This window comes from Rhizobium sp. BK377, from assembly GCF_014193935.1.
Classification (GTDB): Bacteria; Pseudomonadota; Alphaproteobacteria; order Rhizobiales; family Rhizobiaceae; genus Rhizobium.
On the sequence record NZ_JACIAC010000001.1, the window covers coordinates 452,420 to 472,501 of the forward strand.

The 20,082-nt window shown below is 59.1% G+C and carries 20 protein-coding genes and 1 pseudogene; 7 read left to right on the top strand and 14 right to left on the bottom strand.

All coding sequences use genetic code 11. The annotated features are described in order from the left end of the window. Positions 1-66: 66 nt before the first annotated feature. The 4 genes and pseudogenes from FHT92_RS02255 to FHT92_RS02270 form a co-directional block, all read right to left on the bottom strand. Positions 67-1,038, bottom strand: a complete 972-nt coding sequence (locus FHT92_RS02255; RefSeq protein ID WP_183822227.1) for a beta-ketoacyl-ACP synthase III — start codon at positions 1,036-1,038, stop codon at positions 67-69. Between the two features lie 20 nt (positions 1,039-1,058). Continuing rightward, the gene (gene plsX, locus FHT92_RS02260) at positions 1,059-2,105 is read right to left on the bottom strand and encodes a phosphate acyltransferase PlsX (RefSeq protein WP_183744049.1); all 1,047 of its coding nucleotides are present in this window, start codon (positions 2,103-2,105) and stop codon (positions 1,059-1,061) included. 101 nt (positions 2,106-2,206) lie between these two features. Further along, a complete protein-coding gene (locus tag FHT92_RS02265; protein ID WP_183822229.1) occupies positions 2,207-2,761 on the bottom strand; it encodes a YceD family protein in 555 nt (184 codons plus the stop codon). Between the two features lie 11 nt (positions 2,762-2,772). Beyond that, positions 2,773-3,364: pseudogene (locus FHT92_RS02270) on the bottom strand (ubiquinol-cytochrome C chaperone family protein). Between the two features lie 188 nt (positions 3,365-3,552). Between FHT92_RS02270 and FHT92_RS02275 the strand changes: the two are divergent. Continuing rightward, on the top strand, positions 3,553-4,086 hold the full coding sequence (locus FHT92_RS02275) for an outer membrane protein assembly factor BamE (RefSeq protein ID WP_183744058.1): 534 nt from the start codon (positions 3,553-3,555) through the stop codon (positions 4,084-4,086). Between the two features lie 175 nt (positions 4,087-4,261). On the opposite strand, the gene FHT92_RS02280 is transcribed toward FHT92_RS02275, so the two are convergent. The 3 genes from FHT92_RS02280 to ribH all read right to left on the bottom strand — a co-directional run bounded on the left by FHT92_RS02280 (position 4,262) and on the right by ribH (position 7,536). After that, complete coding sequence (locus tag FHT92_RS02280; protein WP_183822231.1) at positions 4,262-6,400, bottom strand: sodium-translocating pyrophosphatase; 2,139 nt, start codon at positions 6,398-6,400, stop codon at positions 4,262-4,264. Between the two features lie 194 nt (positions 6,401-6,594). After that, positions 6,595-7,077, bottom strand: a complete 483-nt coding sequence (nusB, locus tag FHT92_RS02285; protein ID WP_183744064.1) for a transcription antitermination factor NusB — start codon at positions 7,075-7,077, stop codon at positions 6,595-6,597. Between the two features lie 3 nt (positions 7,078-7,080). After that, the gene (gene ribH, locus FHT92_RS02290; protein WP_183744067.1) at positions 7,081-7,536 is read right to left on the bottom strand and encodes a 6,7-dimethyl-8-ribityllumazine synthase; all 456 of its coding nucleotides are present in this window, start codon (positions 7,534-7,536) and stop codon (positions 7,081-7,083) included. A gap of 346 nt (positions 7,537-7,882) precedes the next feature. On the opposite strand from ribH, the gene FHT92_RS02295 reads away from it, so the two are divergent. The 3 genes from FHT92_RS02295 (at position 7,883) to FHT92_RS02305 (ending at position 9,416) form a co-directional block, all read left to right on the top strand. Next, a complete protein-coding gene (locus FHT92_RS02295; RefSeq protein WP_183822233.1) occupies positions 7,883-8,239 on the top strand; it encodes a hypothetical protein in 357 nt (118 codons plus the stop codon). Between the two features lie 124 nt (positions 8,240-8,363). Then, positions 8,364-8,858 carry a cupin domain-containing protein gene (locus FHT92_RS02300; RefSeq protein WP_183744072.1) on the top strand — a complete coding sequence of 165 codons (495 nt, stop codon included), beginning with the start codon at positions 8,364-8,366 and terminating at the stop codon, positions 8,856-8,858. Positions 8,859-8,900: 42 nt separating this feature from the next. Beyond that, positions 8,901-9,416, top strand: coding sequence for a GNAT family N-acetyltransferase (locus FHT92_RS02305; protein ID WP_183822235.1), 516 nt, complete (start codon positions 8,901-8,903; stop codon positions 9,414-9,416). On the opposite strand, the gene FHT92_RS02310 is transcribed toward FHT92_RS02305, so the two are convergent. The 5 genes from FHT92_RS02310 to FHT92_RS02330 form a co-directional block, all read right to left on the bottom strand. After that, the gene (locus FHT92_RS02310; protein WP_183822238.1) at positions 9,397-10,017 is read right to left on the bottom strand and encodes a riboflavin synthase; all 621 of its coding nucleotides are present in this window, start codon (positions 10,015-10,017) and stop codon (positions 9,397-9,399) included. The two genes, FHT92_RS02305 and FHT92_RS02310, sit on opposite strands and share 20 nt — an antisense overlap. Next, entirely contained in the window at positions 10,017-11,156 is a 1,140-nt protein-coding gene (gene ribD, locus FHT92_RS02315) for a bifunctional diaminohydroxyphosphoribosylaminopyrimidine deaminase/5-amino-6-(5-phosphoribosylamino)uracil reductase RibD (protein ID WP_183822240.1), read from the bottom strand. The genes FHT92_RS02310 and ribD overlap by 1 nt, the downstream gene beginning before the upstream one ends. 2 nt (positions 11,157-11,158) lie before the next feature. After that, positions 11,159-11,635 (bottom strand): transcriptional regulator NrdR, encoded by a 477-nt coding sequence (gene nrdR / locus FHT92_RS02320; protein ID WP_183744083.1) that lies wholly within the window; start codon positions 11,633-11,635, stop codon positions 11,159-11,161. A gap of 9 nt (positions 11,636-11,644) precedes the next feature. Next, a complete protein-coding gene (glyA, locus tag FHT92_RS02325) occupies positions 11,645-12,943 on the bottom strand; it encodes a serine hydroxymethyltransferase (RefSeq protein WP_183822242.1) in 1,299 nt (432 codons plus the stop codon). A gap of 182 nt (positions 12,944-13,125) precedes the next feature. Further along, complete coding sequence (locus tag FHT92_RS02330) at positions 13,126-14,427, bottom strand: murein L,D-transpeptidase (protein ID WP_183744089.1); 1,302 nt, start codon at positions 14,425-14,427, stop codon at positions 13,126-13,128. Between the two features lie 475 nt (positions 14,428-14,902). Between FHT92_RS02330 and FHT92_RS02335 the strand changes: the two genes are divergently transcribed. Further along, entirely contained in the window at positions 14,903-16,564 is a 1,662-nt protein-coding gene (locus FHT92_RS02335; RefSeq protein WP_183822244.1) for a hypothetical protein, read from the top strand. A 734-nt stretch (positions 16,565-17,298) separates the two neighbouring features. On the opposite strand, the gene ldtR is transcribed toward FHT92_RS02335, so the two are convergent. Continuing rightward, positions 17,299-17,811: a transcriptional regulator LdtR gene (gene ldtR / locus FHT92_RS02340; RefSeq protein ID WP_112544669.1), complete on the bottom strand. Its 513-nt coding sequence runs from the start codon at positions 17,809-17,811 to the stop codon at positions 17,299-17,301. Between the two features lie 128 nt (positions 17,812-17,939). After that, a complete protein-coding gene (locus FHT92_RS02345; RefSeq protein ID WP_183744097.1) occupies positions 17,940-18,377 on the bottom strand; it encodes a DUF6163 family protein in 438 nt (145 codons plus the stop codon). 134 nt (positions 18,378-18,511) lie between these two features. Here FHT92_RS02345 and hemB point away from each other — a divergent pair, with 134 nt between their 5' ends. Together hemB and FHT92_RS02355 are read left to right on the top strand one after the other, a co-directional pair. Next, a complete protein-coding gene (gene hemB, locus FHT92_RS02350; protein ID WP_183822246.1) occupies positions 18,512-19,525 on the top strand; it encodes a porphobilinogen synthase in 1,014 nt (337 codons plus the stop codon). Between the two features lie 73 nt (positions 19,526-19,598). Continuing rightward, a complete protein-coding gene (locus tag FHT92_RS02355) occupies positions 19,599-20,057 on the top strand; it encodes an RDD family protein (protein WP_183822248.1) in 459 nt (152 codons plus the stop codon). The last annotated feature ends 25 nt before the right edge of the window (positions 20,058-20,082 follow it).

Here is a 20,082-nt window from a genome sequence, read left to right on the forward strand (position 1 = left end):
AAAGATTATTTGTCTTGTGCCTCACGGTCAAGCTCTTGTTCGCCGCCAGTTTTTTAGGATTTGTGCCTACCAGCGCAGCAAAACCGCGCCCCAGGTGAAGCCGCCACCCATGGCTTCCAGCATCACGAGGTCGCCCTTCTTGATGCGTCCGTCGCCTGCTGCCGTCGCAAGTGCCAGCGGAATGGAGGCAGCGGACGTATTGCCGTGCAGATCCACGGTGACGACCACCTTTTCCGGGGCAATGTTCAGCTTCTTGGCCGAACCGTCGATGATGCGCCGATTGGCCTGGTGAGGGACCAGCCAGTCGAGATCCTCAGAGGTCGTTCCGGTCGAATCGAAAGCGGCCTGGATGACGTCTGTAATCATGCCCACGGCATATTTGAAGACCTCGCGGCCTTCCATGCGCAGTTTGCCGACCGTACCAGTCGAGGACGGACCGCCGTCGACGTAGAGTTTTTCCTTGTGCGAGCCGTCGGAGCGCAAATGCGCGGTCAGCACGCCACGGTCTGCCGTCGTCCCCTCGCCTTCGGCCGCTTCCAGTACGACCGCGCCGGCGCCGTCGCCGAAAAGCACGCATGTGGTGCGATCATTCCAGTCGAGGATGCGGGAGAAGGTCTCGGCACCAATGACGAGCACACGCTTGGCAAGTCCGCCACGGATATAGGCGTCCGCCGTCGTCACAGCGTAGACGAAGCCGGTGCAGACGGCCTGAACGTCAAAGGCGAAGCCATGCGCCATACCGAGCAGATTCTGGATATTGACCGCCGTCGCCGGGAAGGTGTTGTCAGGCGTGGAGGTGGCACAGATGATGACGTCGATATCGTCGGGCGTCAGGCCACCATTTGCGAGCGCCGCACGCGCTGCCGCTTCGCCTAGCGACGCCGTCGTTTCGCCATCGCCGGCTATGTAGCGCTGCCGGATACCGGTACGCTGGACGATCCATTCGTCCGACGTGTCGACGACACCTTCCATTTCACGGTTGGTCATCACGCGTTTCGGCAGCGCAGCCCCGAAACCACGAACCACTGATCGGATCATATTGCTTTGAACCCCGTCGCTCACGCGGCCTCGGGCCCCAAAGGGGGCAGCCGCTTGGCATGATATTTTTTAAGATCGTTTTCTATTTTCTGGGTCAGGCCATTCTTGGACATGTCATAACCGACTTCGATGGCCGCGGCTATGCCTTCGGCATTCGCCCCGCCGTGGCTCTTGATGACGATGCCATTCAGGCCGAGGAATACGCCGCCATTGACCTTGCTCGGATCGAGCTTCTCACGCAGCATGTCGAAGGCGCTCTTGGCGAAGAGGTAGCCGATTCGGGCAAGCAGAGTGCGCGACATGGCGGCGCGCAGATAGGCCGCGATCTGCCGGGCCGTGCCTTCGGCCGCCTTCAGCGCGATATTGCCGGAAAAGCCTTCCGTCACCACCACATCGACCGTACCCTTGCCGAGATCGTCGCCTTCGACGAAGCCGGAATATTCGAGCGAATCGAGATTGGCCTCGCGCAGCAGGCGACCGGCCTCCTTGACCTCTTCCTGGCCTTTGATTTCCTCGACGCCAACGTTCAGCAGACCGACGGTCGGACGCTCCAGCTCGAAGAGCGCGCGCGCCATGGCGCCGCCCATGAGAGCAAAATCCATCAGCTGCTGCGAATCGGCGCCGATCGTGGCGCCGACATCGAGCACGATGCTTTCGCCCTTCATCGTCGGCCAGATGGCGGCGATCGCCGGGCGTTCGATATTGGCCATCGTGCGCAGACAGAACTTGGCCATTGCCATGAGCGCGCCGGTGTTGCCGGCGGAAACGGCAACATCGGCCTCGCCCGACTTCACCGCTTCGATCGTGCGCCACATGGTAGAGACATAGCGGCCGCGGCGCAGCGCCTGGCTCGGCTTCTCTTCCATGCTGACGGCAAGTTCGCAATCGTGAAAGGTCGACTTTTCCCTGAGCTTGGGAAACTTCGCCAGAACCGGGTCGCACTGTTCCTTGATGCCGTAAAAGACGAAGGAAATATCCGGGTGCCTGTCCAGCGCCTTGGCAGCACCGGGGATGACAACCTGGGGACCAAAGTCGCCACCCATGAGGTCGAGAGATATTCTGATCACGCGTCCCTGATCCTTCTCTTTCGCCTCAAGGACGAAATTTCGGCCAAAATACCGGTTTTGGCGTCGCTTACAACTGAATTGTGGCAAATGCCGGAGATGCTTCAGTCCTTTTTCCAGTCCTTGAGCACGGCGAATGCAGAGGGCTTCCGGTCATTTTCGCCCGTATCCTCGATATGGGCCGCGAACTCTGCACCTTCCTTGCGCGGATAAGGATCGATGGCAAGTGCTGCGAATTCTGCGACGATCTCGCCGGCATCGATCGTATCGCCGGTAAAGGTCTCCGGCAGGTCGGGACCATCAGGATCGAGCACCATTTCGTCGGCATCATTGGCAGGATGACGGGCGAGCTTGGAATTTTCCGGCACGAAGATCTGCTCGAATGTCTCATCGATGTCGGATTCGACCGGCTCGAGCGTGACGACACAGGCCTGGACGATCTTCGCCTGCACGCGCCCTTTGACGCGTATGCCGTCGCGCTTCCACCTGTTGATCTGCAGATCGGCATGGAGATTGCCCACCGACACGACGTTCCAGCTTTCGGCCAGCGCCTTCAGCTCTTCCTTGTCCGCGGCTACGCGCACTTCCACGGGATTGGCGGAAATATGGCCAACTTTGACGGGATAGGAAAAGGGAATCTCGCTCAGATCTTTCTTCATGATTCTTCTCCTCAGGCGACCTCGGGAATCGTCGCCGAACCGGTGGCGATCGTCTCTTCGGGAATGGCCGAAAGATGGGATTCCGCCGCCATCATCCAGTGCGCCAGGCCGCTCATATCTGCAGGCTCGGCGGCTTCGGGATAAATATTGCGCTGAAGGGCCGCGGAAAGGGCGGCAACGTCACCGGCATCCAGCGCCTTCGAATAGGCTTCCAGCCGGCCGTAAAACATCCCAGCCAGCTTCTTCATGCGCTTCGGCACGCTGTTGTCGCCGATGCCGAGTTCGCGAATCGAATAATCGATATCCTCAAAAAAGGCGTCAACGATCTCCTGGGCGATCTCCTGGCCGCTCGTCCCGGACGTGCGGGTGCGGCGGAAAAATAGGATCATGGCTATCGACAGCATCTCGAAGCGGCCCATGACGGTATCGGGCACGTCAAGGCGCTCGTAGAGCTCCGGCATGCGGGCAGCGGCCGTAAGAGCCGCATATTGCCGCTCGACGATGGTCTGGTTGCTGTTTCTCTTACCGAAGAGCCCGAAGATCATTTGTTTTTTCCGGAAATGCCACATTCTTAGCGCCAAGCGGCACCGGGCCTTGTTGCATGATTTCGAAAGCTGGTTTACCGAAGCAGGCGCGAATTGCAATGCTGTTCGTGGCCGGTTTCGGGACAGGTGCGCTCCGGTGCACAACGAGGCGGATCGGGAGAATTCGACCCCGGAATGGCCACAATGGTTTTGCAGGAGGAAGCACGCAGTATTTGGAATGGCTGCTATCGATACTCAAGGGAGTAGATGTCGTTGAAGAAACGGTATTTCAAGTCAGACATGAAATTCTTCAGCAATGCGGCCATTGCCATCATAATCGCCTCCACCACTGCCCTTTCAGGCTGCCAGACGAGCACCGTGCTGAACGGCGGTTATATCGTCGACCAACAGTCGCTGGCGCTGGTGCCCGAGGGTTCCAGCCGCGAGCAGGTGCTGCTGTCGCTCGGCACACCGTCCACGACGGCAACCTTCGACGGCGAAGTCTTCTATTACATCTCGCAGCGCCGCCAGCGCTCGATGGCCTACCAGAAGCTGCGCGTCACCGACCAGAGCATTCTCGCCATCTATTTCGACAAGGATGGCGTCGTGACGCGCCGCGCCAATTATACCCTCCAGGACGGCAAGGTATTCGACACGATTTCGCGCGTTACGCCGACCGGCGGCCGCGAACTCACCTTCCTGCAGCAGATGCTGTCCGGCGGCAGCGCGGCGAATGCGGCCCGCAGCCTGTTCGGTGGCGGTGCCGGCGGCACGCCGCAGAACCCGTCCAGCCTGCGTTAAGGCAAGCTGTCCCATACAGAAAAACCCGCCGGAGCGATCCGGCGGGTTTTTCGTATTATTGGCTAGCGCACCTTACAGCATCAGCCCGAAAACCAGAATCGATTTTCGGAAAACCTGATGCGTAAATTCAAGGAGATAGAGCGTCCCTAGTGCGTCCGGATGGACGCACGGCGCTCTAATGGGCGAGAATCGCCAGCAGCAGCAAGGCCACGATGTTGGTGATCTTGATCGCCGGGTTGACGGCGGGACCGGCCGTATCCTTGTACGGATCGCCGACGGTATCGCCCGTCACAGAAGCCTTGTGGGCGTCCGAGCCCTTCATGTGGCGCACGCCGTCCTTGTCGACGAAGCCATCCTCGAAGCTCTTCTTGGCATTGTCCCACGCGCCACCGCCCGAGGTCATCGAAATTGCGACGAAGAGGCCGTTGATGATGACGCCAAGCAGCGATGCGCCAAGTGCTGCAAAGGCCGACGCCTTGGAGCCGGAGATGATAAGTACGCCGAAATAGACGATAACGGGCGCCAGCACCGGCAGCAGCGACGGAATGATCATTTCGCGGATCGCGGCCTTGGTCAGAAGATCGACGGCGCGGCCATAATCCGGCTTTTCCGTGCCCTGCATGATGCCTGGCTTTTCACGGAACTGCTTACGCACTTCCTCGACGATCGCGCCGGCGGCACGGCCGACAGCGGTCATGGCGATGCCGCCGAAAAGATAGGGAATAAGGCCGCCGAACAGCAGACCGGCGACGACATAGGGGTTGGACAGATCGAAGGAGATCGAGCCGATATTCTGGAAATACGGATATTGATCCGGATGCGCGGCAAAATATTGCAGGTCGTTCGCATAGGCCGCAAAGAGCACCAGAGCGCCGAGGCCGGCCGAACCGATCGCATAACCCTTGGTGACGGCCTTCGTCGTGTTACCGACGGCATCGAGCGCGTCGGTGGACTTGCGCACTTCCGGCGGCAGGTGGGACATTTCGGCGATGCCGCCGGCATTGTCGGTGACCGGGCCGAAAGCATCGAGCGCAACGATCATGCCGGCAAGGCCGAGCATGGCGGTGACCGCGATGCCGGTGCCGAAGAGGCCGCCGAGCTGATAGGTCGCAAGAATGCCACCGACGATAACGATTGCCGGCAGCGCCGTCGATTCCAGGGATACTGCGAGGCCCTGGATGACGTTGGTGCCATGGCCGGTTACCGATGCTTGGGCGATCGAGACGACCGGGCGTTTGCCTGTGCCGGTATAATATTCCGTGATGACGACGATCAGTGCGGTGACGACCAGACCGACGAGACCGCATACGAAGAGCTTCGTGCCCGTTACCTCAAAGCCGGCGACCTGCCCGAGCGAACCCCAGCCAACCGTCAGCGAAGTCGCGGCACCGAGACCGATGATCGACAGAAGGCCTGTCACGATGAGGCCCTTGTAGAGGGCGCCCATGATCGAGCCGTTCGGGCCGAGCTTGACGAAGAAGGTGCCGACGATCGAGGTAATGATGCAGGCGCCGCAGATTGCCAGCGGATAGATCATCGCAGACTGCAGAACGGGTGCGCCGGCAAAGAAGATTGCCGCCAGAACCATCGTTGCGACCACGGACACCGCGTAGGTTTCGAAGAGGTCGGCTGCCATGCCGGCGCAATCGCCGACATTGTCGCCGACGTTGTCGGCAATGGTTGCCGGGTTGCGCGGGTCGTCTTCCGGAATGCCGGCCTCTACCTTGCCGACGAGGTCGCCGCCGACATCGGCACCCTTCGTAAAGATGCCGCCGCCGAGACGGGCGAAGATCGAGATCAGCGATGCGCCGAAGCCGAGCGCCACGAGGGAGTCGATGACCTCACGCGAGCCGGGCTCGTGTCCGAGCACGATCGTCAGCACGTAATAATAGATGGAGACGCCGAGCAGCGCGAGACCGGCAACCAGCATGCCGGTGATCGCGCCCGACTTGAAGGCAATATCCAGGCCGGCCTTGAGGCTGGCGGATGCTGCCTGGGCGGTGCGCACATTGGCGCGGACGGAGACGTGCATACCGATGAAGCCGGCAGCACCTGAGAGGACGGCGCCGATCAGGAACCCGATCGCGGCCGTGGCGGAAAGAAGCAGCCATGCTGCAATGAAAACAACAATGCCTACGATGGCAATGGTTCTATACTGACGCGTCAGATAGGCCTGGGCGCCCTCGCGGATATAGCCCGCGATCTCCTGCATGCGGCTGTTGCCCTGATCGGCTGCAAGCACCGACCGGGTTGCCCAGATGGCATAGACCACCGAGAGCAGGCCACATGCGATTACCAATAAAAGAATGGTCATTCGCTCTTTCCTCCCATAAGCCGGAACTCACTCCTTCTCCGGCGACGAATGCCGTTGAATCGACTCCTCTCCACAGAAACGCTCAACAGGCGAGCGGAGATTGCGTGGTCGATAACGTCGCGTCAAGACTGCAAAACTTCAAAAGCCTTGCAGTACCGCAGAAAGAACGGGAGGGATTGTTTGGGGCTAAGTGCCTACTTCTTCTGGTCGCCGCGCACTTGCTTGGCGATGCGGTCCAGAACGGCGTTGACGAGCTTGGGCTCATCGTCGTCGAAGAAGGCACGAGCGATCTCGACATATTCGGTAACGATGACGGCGACCGGCACGTCCTTGCGGTCGACGAGTTCGAAAACGCCGGCGCGCAGGATGGCGCGTACGGTGCTATCGAGACGCGACAAGGCCCAGTCGTCCTGCAGGGCAGAGGCGATCAGCGGGTCGAGGCGGAGCTGGTCGCGCACGACGCCCGAGACGATCGAGCGGAACCAGCCGGCATCGGCCTTCAGATAGGTTTCGCCGTCAAGTTCCTGGCCGAGGCGATGCGCCTCGTATTCCGCTACGATTTCCAGAACGCCGGTGCCGCCGATATCCATCTGATAGAGCGCCTGCACAGCCGCGAGGCGTGCAGCGCCCCGCTGGTTGGCAGCCTTGACCAGTCGTTCGGTATTTTCGTCAGTCATTCTTTATGCACCCAGCTTCTTCTTCAGCTCGATCATGGTGAGAGCTGCACGGGCGGCGAAACCGCCCTTGTCCTTGTCCGAACGGCGCGCGCGCGCCCATGCCTGTTCATCGTTCTCGACCGTCAGGATGCCGTTGCCGATGGCAAGTGACTCGCTGACGGCGAGATCCATCAGAGCGCGCGAGGACTCGTTCGACACGATGTCGAAATGATAGGTCTCGCCGCGGATGACCATGCCGAGCGCGACAAAACCGTCATACTGCGTGCCATCATTATCCGCGCCATCGAGCGCCATGGCAATCGTCGCCGGAATTTCCAGCGCACCGGGCACGGTAACGACGTCATACGTAGCACCCGCTTCTTTCAGCGCGAAGGTCGCGCCTTCCAGAAGAGCATCGGCCATGTCGTCATAGAAGCGCGCTTCGACGATCAAAATATGGGGAGCGGTCTCTTTCGGCATGGTTCACCTTCGGTTGGAGGGGCGTTTTCCACTCGGGCAGGCCGCGGTCAAAACATGCCTTCGAGCGAATGGCAAGCAAATTCGGGCGGCGCCCCAAGAGGAAAGATAAAATATCTGCAATGAGATAGCGGAGTCCGGTTTTGCCAAGAGCAACGGCGCAAAAAACATGCTTAGCCGAGTGACGTGAAAACGGCGAATCAAAGGCGGCCTTCGTGAATAATTTGTAATTTGTTTTCAGTGGCTTATGCCATTGAAACGATGATGCTGCAGCGCCAAATCTCAGTCGTAACGCCAACGATCCCCTGCAACGACAGCCGACCGTCACAGCAGACGAAAGGATACACTTATGAACCGCGTTTCCAAAATCGCTTTTGCCGTCGCTTTCTCCTCCCTTGCATTTGCCGGCGTCAGCCGGGCCGAAAGTCTTGGCATGAATACCGCACAGGGTATCGAGCAGACGCTTCGCACCTTCCAGGGCGACTTCGACGTCCGGCCCGTCTATGACTGGCACAATCTCGACGACGAAAACACCGGTCCGCGCTCCGTCCTCCAGCGCCCGCAAAGCGCCGTACATGCCATCCAGGCCTCCATCGACGCCAACAGGTCGCTGGCACACAAGCTCAACAATGAAGGCGTCAATATCCGCAATGTCGTGAATGCCGAACAGGCAGCCGATGGCAGCATTACGTTCTACGTTCGCTGAGGCCGCCGACTTGGAAGGCGGGTATGGACGGCTGATTCCTCGCCGCCCATACCCGACTTTTCTCGAAATCACTGTTGCATTTTCCGCCGGATAAGAGTGTCTTCTCGTCAAAACGGAGAACTCTATGCCGACAAATGTTAAGCCGGTCATCAACACGGCCGATCTCTCCCTCGAACACTGGACGAAGGGAACGTTCTTCGAAAGCCACGATACGTCTTTCGGAAAAGACCTTGGACTTTCCAATCTCGGCATCAGCTACAGCGAAGTACCACCAGGCAAATCCGGCTGCCCTTTTCACAACCATCATGTGGAAGACGAGCTCTTCTATATCATAGAGGGTACGGGCGAATATCGGTTCGGCAACCATCGCTATCCGATCAAGAAGGGCGACGTGCTGGGTGCCCCTTCGGGCGGGGCGGAAACGGCTCATCAGATCATCAATACCGGATCGACGCCGCTGATCTATCTGGGCCTATCGACCAAGGCGAAGACCGAGATCTGCGAATATCCCGATTCCGGCAAGTTTCTCGCCAAGACCAACCGCGACGGCAGTTCCTTCGGCCATATCGGCCGAGGCGAGAACACGCTCGATTACTGGGATGGCGAACCGGGCCTCTGATATCCGCTCCGTCATCGCAACTCCATTTCAGAGCAGATTTTCATGATCGATATTCCGACACTGGAAACCCGGCGGCTCATTCTGCGCGCACATCGGCGCGACGATTTCGACGCGCATTTCGAGCTCTGGCGTGACGAGAATGTCGTGCGCTTCATCACAGGCGTGCCCTCCACCCGTGAGCAGAGTTGGGCACGGCTGCTGCGGATTGCCGGCATGTGGCATCACATGGGCTTCGGGTTCTTCGCGCTCGAAGAAAAAGAAAGCGGCCGTTTCATCGGCGAAGCAGGTTTCCTCGAAGCCAAGCGCGACATGGAGCCCTCGATCGAAGGCACTATGGAGGTGGGCTGGGCCTTGCTGCCTTCCACCCAGGGCAAAGGTTACGCCACAGAAGCCCTGAAGGCGATCATCGGCTGGGGTGAGACGCAGTTTCCAGGACGGCCAATGACTTGCATCATCAGCCCGGACAATGCGCCGTCACTGAAGCTCGCCGAAAAGCTTGGCTTCCGAGAAACGGCGCGAACTGACTATAACGGCTCGATCATTCAGTTTTCGCGCTAGGAAACTCCGCAAGGCGGGCAGCATACCGCGCCATCGTGTCGACCTCGAAGTTGACGAAGTCGCCGGCCTTGCGTTCGCCCCAGGTCGTGACCTCCAGCGTGTGGCGGATCAAGAGCACGTCGAAATCCGTGCCATCGACGGCGTTGACGGTTAGCGACGTGCCGTCGAGCGCAATCGAACCCTTAGGTGCCACGAACTTCGCGAGATGAGCTGGTGCGCGCAGGCGGAAACGAGTGGCATCGCCTTCTTCCGTCACAGACAGGATCTCGGCCTTGCCATCGACATGGCCGGAGACGATATGGCCGCCAAGCTCGTCACCGATTTTCAGCGAACGTTCGAGATTGATATGGCTGCCCGCCTCCCAGGTGGAAATAGTGGTGAGGCGTAGAGCCTCCTCCCATGCCTCCACCTCAAACCAGCAGCCGTTGCTGCCCTCCTGCGGCAAGCCGGTCACGGTCAGGCAGATGCCGGAATGAGAGATGGAAGCGCCCATATCGATGGTCGCCGGGTCGTAATTCGTCGTGACGCGAAGCTTGATGCCTTCTTTCAAAGGCGCAACGGATTCGATCGTGCCGATATCAGTGATAATTCCGGTAAACATCAATTCTCTCTTTCGTATTCGTCCAGGCGATCCGCGCCAAATATGTAAGTGCCCCTGTGGGCGAAACCGGATGGTATGTCGGTTGGCTGCAGCGGGGATTCAATACCACCGTCACCGATGACGACAGGGCCCTGATAAAGCTGGATGCGATCGACGAGGCCGGCTTCGAGGAAAAGTTTCGCGGTTTTCGCGCCGCCTTCGACGAGGAGTGAAGAGATGCCGCGTGTGGCAAGCGCCAGCAGCAGGACTTCAGGATGATAGGGATTGCAGTAGAGGACTTCGACGCCGGCGGCTTCGAGAGCGGCGTGGCGGGTGTCGATCGCGGCGGGTTCGGTGGGTGTGTTACCCCCCTCTGTCCCCAACGGCGATCCATCTTCACTTGCCACCACAATAACGGGCACTTCCCGCGCCGTCTCGACCAGCTTGCTCGTCAGCGGCAGCGCCAAAGCGGGATCGAGCACGATGCGAACAGGCGATTGCACCTCAAGACCCGGTGTCCGCACCGTCAGCAGCGGATCGTCTGATATTGCCGTGCCGATGCCGACAAGGATGGCATCGGTTTCGGCCCGCAGCGCCTGGACCTGGGCGCGGGCTTCCGGACCAGTTATCGCCACCTGCCCTACTCCCTTGCGGCCGATCATGCCATCGGCGGAAACGGCAAGCTTGAGAGTCACATAGGGGCGGTTCTTCGTCTGGCGGGTGAGGTATCCAGCGAGCGATTGCCTTCCTTGTTCCTCCAGCACGCCTGTCGTGACTTCGATGCCGGCATCGCGCAGCATGGAAATGCCGCGGCCGGATACCCTGATATCGGGATCGGTCACGCTAATGACGACGCGCCCGACGCCATAGGCGATCAGGGCTTCGGCGCAAGGCGGTGTCTTGCCGTGATGCGAGCAGGGTTCGAGCGTGACATAGGCGGTTGCACCGCGGGCAAGTTCGCCGGCTTCAGCGAGCGCCTGTGGCTCGGCATGCGGGCGACCGCCGTGTGCCGTCACGGCCCGACCGACGATCACGCCATCGCGAACGATGACACAGCCGACGGATGGATTGGTGGACGTCTGGCCCGTGTGCCATCGCGACAGGCGGATCGCGGCTGCCATGAAGCGTTCGTCCTCAGGCTGCGCGATCCCCTCGCCCATGGTCATACGTCCAGCGGATCGCCGGCGATTTTGGCGTTGAGCTCGGCGATCAGTTTTTCGAAATCCTCGGCATGCGAAAAATCACGATAGACCGAGGCGTAGCGCACGAAACCGACATCATCGAGACCCTTTAACGCTTCCAGAACCTGCAGGCCGATCTGCTCGGAGGAGATTTCCGTCTCGCCTGAGCTTTCCAGCCGGCGCACGATACCGGAGACAGCGCGCTCGATACGGTCGCGATCGACGGGCCGCTTGCGCAATGCCACATCGAAGGACCTGACCAGCTTATCGCGGTCGAAGGGAACCTTTCTGCCGGTCTTCTTCGTGACCATCAACTCACGCAGCTGCACGCGCTCGAAGGTCGTAAAGCGACCGCCGCAATCAGGACAGATGCGGCGCCGGCGGATGGAGGTGTTATCCTCCGCCGGGCGTGAATCCTTGACCTGAGTGTCTTCCGAACCGCAATAGGGGCAGCGCATGCCTTCTCCTTAGCCCATGTAGTCATACATGGGGAAGCGATCAGTCAGATTCACCACCTTGCCGCGGACGGCAGCTTCGACGGCGGCATTGCCTTCGTCGGAATTGGCGACCTTCAGGCCGTCGAGAACCTCGACGATGAGGTTACCGATTTCACGGAATTCGGCTTCCTTGAAGCCGCGCGTCGTGCCAGCCGGTGCGCCGAGGCGAACACCCGAGGTGACGAAGGGCTTTTCGGGATCGAAGGGAATACCGTTCTTGTTGCAGGTGATGTAGGCGCGGCCGAGTGCGGCTTCTGCGCGCTTGCCGGTGGCGTTCTTCTTGCGCAGATCGACGAGCATCAGGTGGTTGTCGGTGCCGCCGGAGACGACATCGAGGCCGCCGGCAACAAGCGTTTCGGCCAGCGCCTTGGCGTTCTTGACGACCTGGGCGGCATGTTCCTTGAATTCAGGCTGTAGCGCTTCGCCGAAGGCAACGGCCTTGGCGGCGATGATGTGCATCAACGGGCCACCCTGAAGACCGGGGAAGACGGCGGAGTTGAACTTCTTCGCCAGATCCTCGTCATTCGTCAGGATAACGCCGCCGCGCGGACCGCGGAGCGACTTGTGGGTCGTGGTCGTCGCAACATGGCAGTGCGGGAACGGCGACGGATGCACGCCACCAGCGACGAGACCGGCGATGTGGGCCATGTCAACCATCAGGTAGGCGCCGACCGAGTCAGCGATCTCGCGGAAACGCTTCCAGTCCCAGATACGGGAATAGGCGGTGCCGCCGGCGATGATCAGTTTCGGCTTGTGTTCTTTGGCCTTACGCTCGACGTCGTCCATATCGAGCAGGTTATCGCCCTCGCGCACGCCGTAGGACACGACGTTGAACCATTTGCCGGACATGTTGACCGGCGAACCGTGCGTCAAGTGACCGCCGGAATTCAGGTCGAGACCCATGAAGGTGTCGCCCGGCTGCAGCAGCGCAAGAAACACGGCCTGGTTCATCTGCGAACCGGAATTCGGCTGAACGTTGGCGAAGTTGACGCCGAAGAGCTTCTTGGCGCGCTCGATGGCGAGTTCCTCGGCGATATCGACGAACTGGCAGCCACCGTAGTAGCGCTTGCCGGGATAGCCCTCGGCATATTTGTTTGTCATGATGGAGCCCTGGGCTTCCAGAACGGCGCGGGAAACGATGTTCTCGGATGCGATCAGTTCGATCTCATGCCGTTGACGACCGAGTTCCTTTCCGATCGCGCCAAAGATTTCCGGATCGACGTCCGCAAGCGAGCGATTGAAGAAGGATTCGGTGGAAGCATTGGTCATGGGCTGGCTCCTTCACTGGGATGCGGCAAGGTATTAGCCTTCCACCGATGCGAGGGCAATACGAAGAACGACATTTGCTGGGCTAAGCGCGCGAGCCGAACAGTTTGCGTCTGATATCGCCTCGCGGAAATGAAAAAAGCCGCGCACATGGCGCGGCTTTGCGTGAACTCCATACGCCGGACTTACTGTACCGGCTGCTCCATGCCTGCGGTGGTGTCGAGCGCCAGTTCGGCATTGCCGTCCATCTGGTAGATGTCGTCGCGGAACTGGACGACGCCATCAGGCATGCCCCAGGCCGAGATATAGACGAAATAAACGGGAACTTCGACGGCAAGCTTGATCGGCGTGTTGACGCCGCTTGCGATCACCTGCTCCATCTGCTGACGGCTCCAGCCAGGGGTCTCGCGCAGCAGCCATGTCGACAGGTCTCGGACATTCTGGACGCGCACGCAGCCTGAAGATTCGAAGCGCATGAGCTTGTTGAACAGGCCCTGCTGCGGCGTGTCGTGCATGTACTCGCCGTTCTTGTTGTAGAAGTTGATCTTCGTGGAGGCCATGGCGTTGATCTTGCCCGGATCCTGACGGAACATCAGGTTCGGCGCCTCGCCGTTCCAGTCGACTGTCTCAGGGGCGACTTCGTTGCCCTTGCCGTCGATCAGGCGGATTGCGTTCTTTTCGAGATAGGTCGGATCCTTGCGCATCAGCGGCATGATGTCCTTCTCGACGATCGAGCGCGGCGCCGTCCAATACGGGTTCAGGATGACTTCATATACCTTGGAATTGACGATATGCGTCGGGCGGCTGAGGCGGCCGACGACCGCGGTATGGCGGGTCGCAACGCTGCCATCTTCAACGGCTTCCACATAGGCGGCCGGAATGTTGACCATCAGGTGACGGCGGCCCATGTCTTCCGGGAAAGTCTGAATGCGGATCAGGTTGGTGTTCAGCTGCTGCAGACGCACATCGGCCGGGATATTCATCGCCTTCAGCGTGAATTCGCCGAGAACGCCGTCGGCCGGCAGGCCGTGACGGGCCTGGAAGCGCTTGACGGCGCCGTCGACATAGGAATCGAAGGCGTTGGAAAGGCCGGCCTCACGCGGCAGGTCGCCGGTGATCGCCAGACGCTGGCGCAGCGCCTGGACAGTGGGAGAACTGACACCGAGCTGCAGGCGCTGATCGCCCGGATTGACCTCCGGCCAACCGCCGGCGGACGCGATCTGCTGATACTGCATGATCGCCTGCTGCGTGCTCGGCACCGACTGCGGGCTGAGGATCGGCGTATTGGAGAGAACGGCCGTCGCCGTGCGCGAGGCGGCTTTCGCGTCGAACTGGTCGTCCCAGTTGCCGCGTTTCGGGGCATTCAGGAGCCCATCGAGCGCCGATTGCGCGAATGCGGGTGCGGCAAGCGCGCCGGCACCGACCGTTGCCGCCGACGCCAGAAAGGCGCGGCGCGAGAGAGCTTCAATTCCGTTCTTCTTAGACATTCGTCCCAACCACTCAATGCCACGGTGGAGGAAGCCGCGGCCCTTTGCGATATTCTGCGCTTTAACGCAGATCCCTATCCGTTCGTTCTTCCGGCGCAGCAGGAAATTCCGCCAGTCCCATCACAAGATTGCGAGCAACCTGGATGGTGCCAATGGTCCAGCGAGGACGCCGGCTATCGAATATTCCGCTGTCACATCAATATGGCCAATTCGTGTTGCCGGGCCGGAAGACAGACTGCCGGTTGCCGGAAACCGCGTGCACCGAACCACATGACCGGTAAACCGTGGCGGTTAATAACGACTAAAAAACGGCTTGAATACCGGGCTTTTCGCTTGGCTGGCTTGCGTTGCAAAGATGCCACGCAGAGGCGAGCGGTGAAAGCGAGGCGTGGATTTTCGTCAACCCTGAAGTCTCGGACCCAGAGGCGGTACAGGATCTGATCGTTCCAGAAGTGGCTGCTCGGCCAAGGCCCCAATGGCGACCTACGGAATTACTCATGGGATAACGGCGGCCTGCCTCTCGAATCTCGGCTACCACTTCTGGTATTCGTCTGGCATGGAACATTCGACCTCCCGCTTCAAACTCAGAATTGTCCGGAATCGCTATCGCGAGTGGCTGGAGCGGTCGAATGACGTAAACGCGCTGACACTCATATGGGCCGTGAACGCGCTCCAGTCTGGAAAAGCCAAGCTCGCTGCCAGATACATAACGTTCCCGAAGGAAGCAGTGATCGGAAAGCGAAGGTTCGACGAGTACGCCATCCACCCATGGGAGCTTGAAACAATCGTTACGTCACTTCTTTCGACTCCAAAGGATCGACCACGTACCGGCCGCTATAAATATACGAACCTCACTCGGTTTGAGTCGCTCGGCGTATTGGTCAACTTGCTGCGGGAGTTGGAAAACGGCGAGTACGGGATGACGGGAACAGCCGACAACATCTGGGAGGAAATGTATCGGATTGGCCAGAGGCAATTTGCATGGCAGCGCGGATACAACACCGAGCAGCTTTACCGCTACGCCTATGTCTATGGGCAGGGCGAGTGCGGAGAGTTTTTCGAAGAGAAGAACGGCATCTCAGTTTCGAATTTCTTGTACTTAAGCGTTGCCCTGTTCGGACTCCTCCTAGAAAAGCCTTGGCTCACTGAACCTGATACCTCCGCGCTTGGTTTGTCGCAGGAGGATATGGCAAGAACGCTTGCTTTACACAGTATCGGGCTTATAGAGGCTCGCGCGAAGGCGACTAAGATGAACGCAGATTCGGTGAGAAGTCTCGGGACGCCAATGCGAACGGCATATATGCCAAGCGTTTTACGCCAACATCCGATCATCCGCGTTAGCCACCGAAGTTTAATTTACACTGCGCCTTTGCCGCCACTTATCATGAACCGGGCTACCGCCGGGCTCTACTACGACATCAAGCGAGGCCCAACTCGCTTGATGACTGAGGCCAACGCCCGTTTTGAGGACTACGTGAGAAAGCTTGTAGAAGCTTACCATTCGCGCTTTCAGGCTCTGAAAGGCAAACCATACGGACGGAGTAAGGCGACGTTTGTAGATCCCCCGGACTGCCTTATCAGAGACGGCGATCAGATCACGATAGCGATCGAATGCAAGGCAACCAAGCTCACCTTCGAAGCCCAATTTTCGGATAATCCGGCGATTGCGGCGAAGCAAGGATTCGAGCAGGTCGTCAAAGGAATCTTTCAGCTATGGCGGTTTTTCTCGCACGCGCGTCAGGGAGTCTACTCCGCCAACACAGTATCTGCCACCGCATACGGAATCGTCCTTACGATGGACAGCTGGATGCAAATGGCCACCAAACTTCGACGATCAGCGCTTGAACGGGCTAGGCAGCTAGCTGCTTCCGATCCCGATATTATCGAAGCAGATATGCGGTTGGTTGTTTTTGCGTCGATACAAGAACTGAACGACAGTTTCGCTCAGACAGAAACAGACGGCTTTATGGAGGTTTTAGGCCATGCCGTTACAGAAAAATACGAAGGTTACGGGTTGTCTGAGCTAACGAGGGATTGCGGCGTAGTGCTTACGCGCAAGCCGTTCCCCATAGATGTCACCCAGATCCTACCTTGGTGGTCCAAGATGGAAGGTCCGAACGACCGCCCACTCCTCTAACTACGGACGACTTATATGAATATAGCCGGGCCTGGACGATACGAGCTAGCCTATACGCCGGAAGCGTTCACCGTCCAATGTTTGCAGGGCTCCTCTCGCTTTTCCGGAATAGCTAAATCCCTGCAACCGAAGCTTTATATCGCCAGTATCGACAATAAGCCGATCTACGTCGGGATCACCAAGAGGAGCATGCGGCAGCGGCTCTCCTACGGTTGGAAAGCCGCCGGAAGTCATGGCTATTACGGATACGCTTGGCGTCATCACGGTGCATATGCGGTGTTGGATGTTTGGGAACATGTAGACCTGAGGGCCGGAACGAGCGAGAAATCGAGACGGTCGAGGCCGAAGTAGTATTTCTGATACGACAAGCGGGCCAGTGGCCCGCCTTTCAGACCGAAATCCATTTCTACCAATCAACCGAAGAGCATCGGCGTCTGGCTGAGGAAATCGTCAGCCGGTACGATCTCTAAGCGTCCGAGGCGCGCGTTGCCAACGGCGGCGCTCAAAAGGGGACAGAGCGGCGCGTGGCCGTGTCAGAAAGTGATCGGGGTACAGCAGCAGAAAAGCGCGTCGCGGAGGGAAAGCCGCGCGCGCTCTAAGTGCCGATGGAGGTCGGTTTACTGGCACGCAATTGTAACGCAGCTAGCTGCGATCGCGTGCTTCTTGGTACTATTTGATGCCTGCCGCGCGCTTTAGTCCCACTGCCAAGCAAGCATTGCCACTCGATTAAACCATTACAATCTATACAAAATCTGATCGTTCCAGAAACGGTCAAGACGCTGAAGCAGCTTGTTCATCTGCGTAAACTCATCCGTGCCGATGCCACCAACCTTGTCGATCGAGGCGATGTGGCGTTCGTAGAGCCGGGCCACCGTTTCGGCGATGTCCTGGCCGGTTTCGGTCAGGCTGATACGGACCGAGCGGCGGTCGATGCGGGAGCGCTGGTGGTTGATGAAGCCGAGGTCGACCAGCTTCTTGACGTTGTAGGAAACGTTCGAGCCGAGATAGTAGCCGCGAGAGCGCAGCTCGCCGGCGGTCAGCTCGGAGTTGCCGATGTTGAAGAGCAGGAGTGCCTGAATGGCGTTGACGTCACTGCGGCCCTGACGGTCGAACTCGTCCTTGATGACGTCGAGCAGACGACGGTGAAGACGTTCAACAAGATGAAGGGATTCCATGTAAAGATCACGGATGCCCTGTTCGTGTGCATGGAAAGTCGATGCCGCCTGCGGCTTGATTTTCGTGTTCATTTGACTGCCTCACTGTTTTGTTTGGCGGTGTCGTTTTCTTCCCGCCTTGAGTGAGACCCTATCGAATACATATAAAATTCGACTTAAACCGCAGGCTTAACAGAGGCTTACGAAAACCCCTTGATGTATCAGGGTAAATCAACACTTACCTGACGGCGCTGCCGGCGCCGCTCCAGCCACAGGGAAAGCCTGAAAATCCAGTAGATGACCGCGACGATCACGTGGAGCAGAATGATCAGGTGATTGGGTCCGAAGATCTGCGGGAGCAGACCGTACATGAGGATCTGGCCGCCTGCGGCGAGCACCCAGATAACCGGCCCCCAGGAAACCGTGAGCCAGAGGCCTAGCGAGGCGACCGGGAAAAGAACGGCAAGCGAGGTGCTTGCGACCTTCCATGGCAGGCTCAACAGATCGAAGCGGCCGGCGCCGACAAGCGAGTAGCCCACGAGCATCGCCCAATACTGCAAACCGAACCAGAAGCAGGAGACGGCAACGAGCCGCAGGAAGAAGATGAAGAGGATATCCGTCAGCGTCCGTTTCGGTATCGTCGGAGAATCGGTTTCCATGGCGGAACATCACACTCGAGTTGCGGCTTCAGTTATTCGGCTTTCATCCGCCGCGGCCAATCGTCCGGTTTGGATTTTCCGGGGCGCATGATAATGACCGCTTCGATAAATGGAATGGCCCAGGGACAGATATCATGCAGGACAAGACGCATCTCGTCGATGAAATCACCGGTCACCGCCGCATGCGGCGCAACCGCAAGGCCGACTGGACGCGCCGGCTTGTGCAGGAAAATCGCCTGACGGTCGACGATCTGATCTGGCCAATCTTCATCGTTCCGGGAACCGGCATCGTCGATCCGATCGCGGCCATGCCCGGCGTCAACCGGATGAGCGTCGACAAGGCGGTCGAGGCGGCGAAGGAAGCGGCCGATCTCGGTATCCCTGCCCTTGCTACCTTCCCCGATATAGAGATGGAATTGCGCGATGAGACAGGCTCGAACAGCCTCGTCGCCAATAACCTCATCAATCAGACGACGGCTGCCATCAAAAAGGCAGTGCCCAATATCGGCATTATTACCGATGTGGCGCTCGACCCCTTCACCAGCCATGGGCATGACGGCATCCTGCGCGATGGCGAGATCGTCAATGACGAGACGGTCGACCAGGTGGTCAAGGCGGCGATCCTGCAGGCCGATGCCGGCGCCGACATCATCGCCCCCTCGGAAATGATGGACGGGCGCATCGGCGCGATCCGCCGTGGGCTCGATGCCGCCGGGCATCAGAATGTCGGCATCATGTCCTACGCAACGAAGTTTTCTTCCGGCTTCTACGGGCCCTATCGCGAGGCGATCAATACCAAGGGCCTGCTGAAGGGCGACAAGAACAGCTATTACATCAATCCGGCAAACGGCACGGAAGCGATCCGCGATGCCGCCCTCGATGTCGAGGAAGGCGCCGACATGCTGATGGTGAAGCCGGGTCTTGCCTATATCGACATTTGCTGGCGGGTGAAGGAGGCTTTCGGCCTGCCGACTTTCGCCTATCAGGTTTCCGGCGAATATTCGCAGATCAAGGCTGCGGCTATGAACGGCTGGATCGACGGCGAGCGAATCATGATGGAGACGCTGCTTGCCTTCAAGCGTGCCGGCTGCGACGGCATCCTCACCTATTTTGCGCCGGAAGTGGCGAAAATCCTCGCAAAAAGGTGATTTTCGGGCGAATTATTGTATTTCCCCCTGACGATACCATATCAGCGGCATCGTCTTTCGAAGGGAGATATGGATGAGCTACAATCCCAACCCGGTCTATGCCGCACCGGAGGACTGGCGCGCCTATAGCGGTGTGCTCAGCCGTCGCGTCTTCGCCTTCATCCTCGACTACGTCATCGTAGCCCTGCTCTGCATTCCGGCGGCGATCGTTGTGTTCTTCCTGGGGATCGTCACGCTGGGGCTCGGCTTCATTCTTTATCCGGCCCTCTTTGTCATCGTCGCAGGTCTTTATTTCGGCATGACCGTCGGCGGCCCTGCACAGGCTTCGCTGGGCATGCGCGCGATGGGTATCGCGATCGTGCGCGTTGATGGAAGGCCAATGGACTTCATCCTGGCGATTGCGCATCTGGCGCTGTTCTGGATCCTGAATTCGGTACTGACACCGCTGATTCTTCTGGTTGGCTTATTTACGGAGCGCTCGCGCCTGCTGCATGATTTCCTCGTCGGCACGGCGACGGTTCGCACCAACTGATCCATCCCGGCGGAGGCGAAATAAA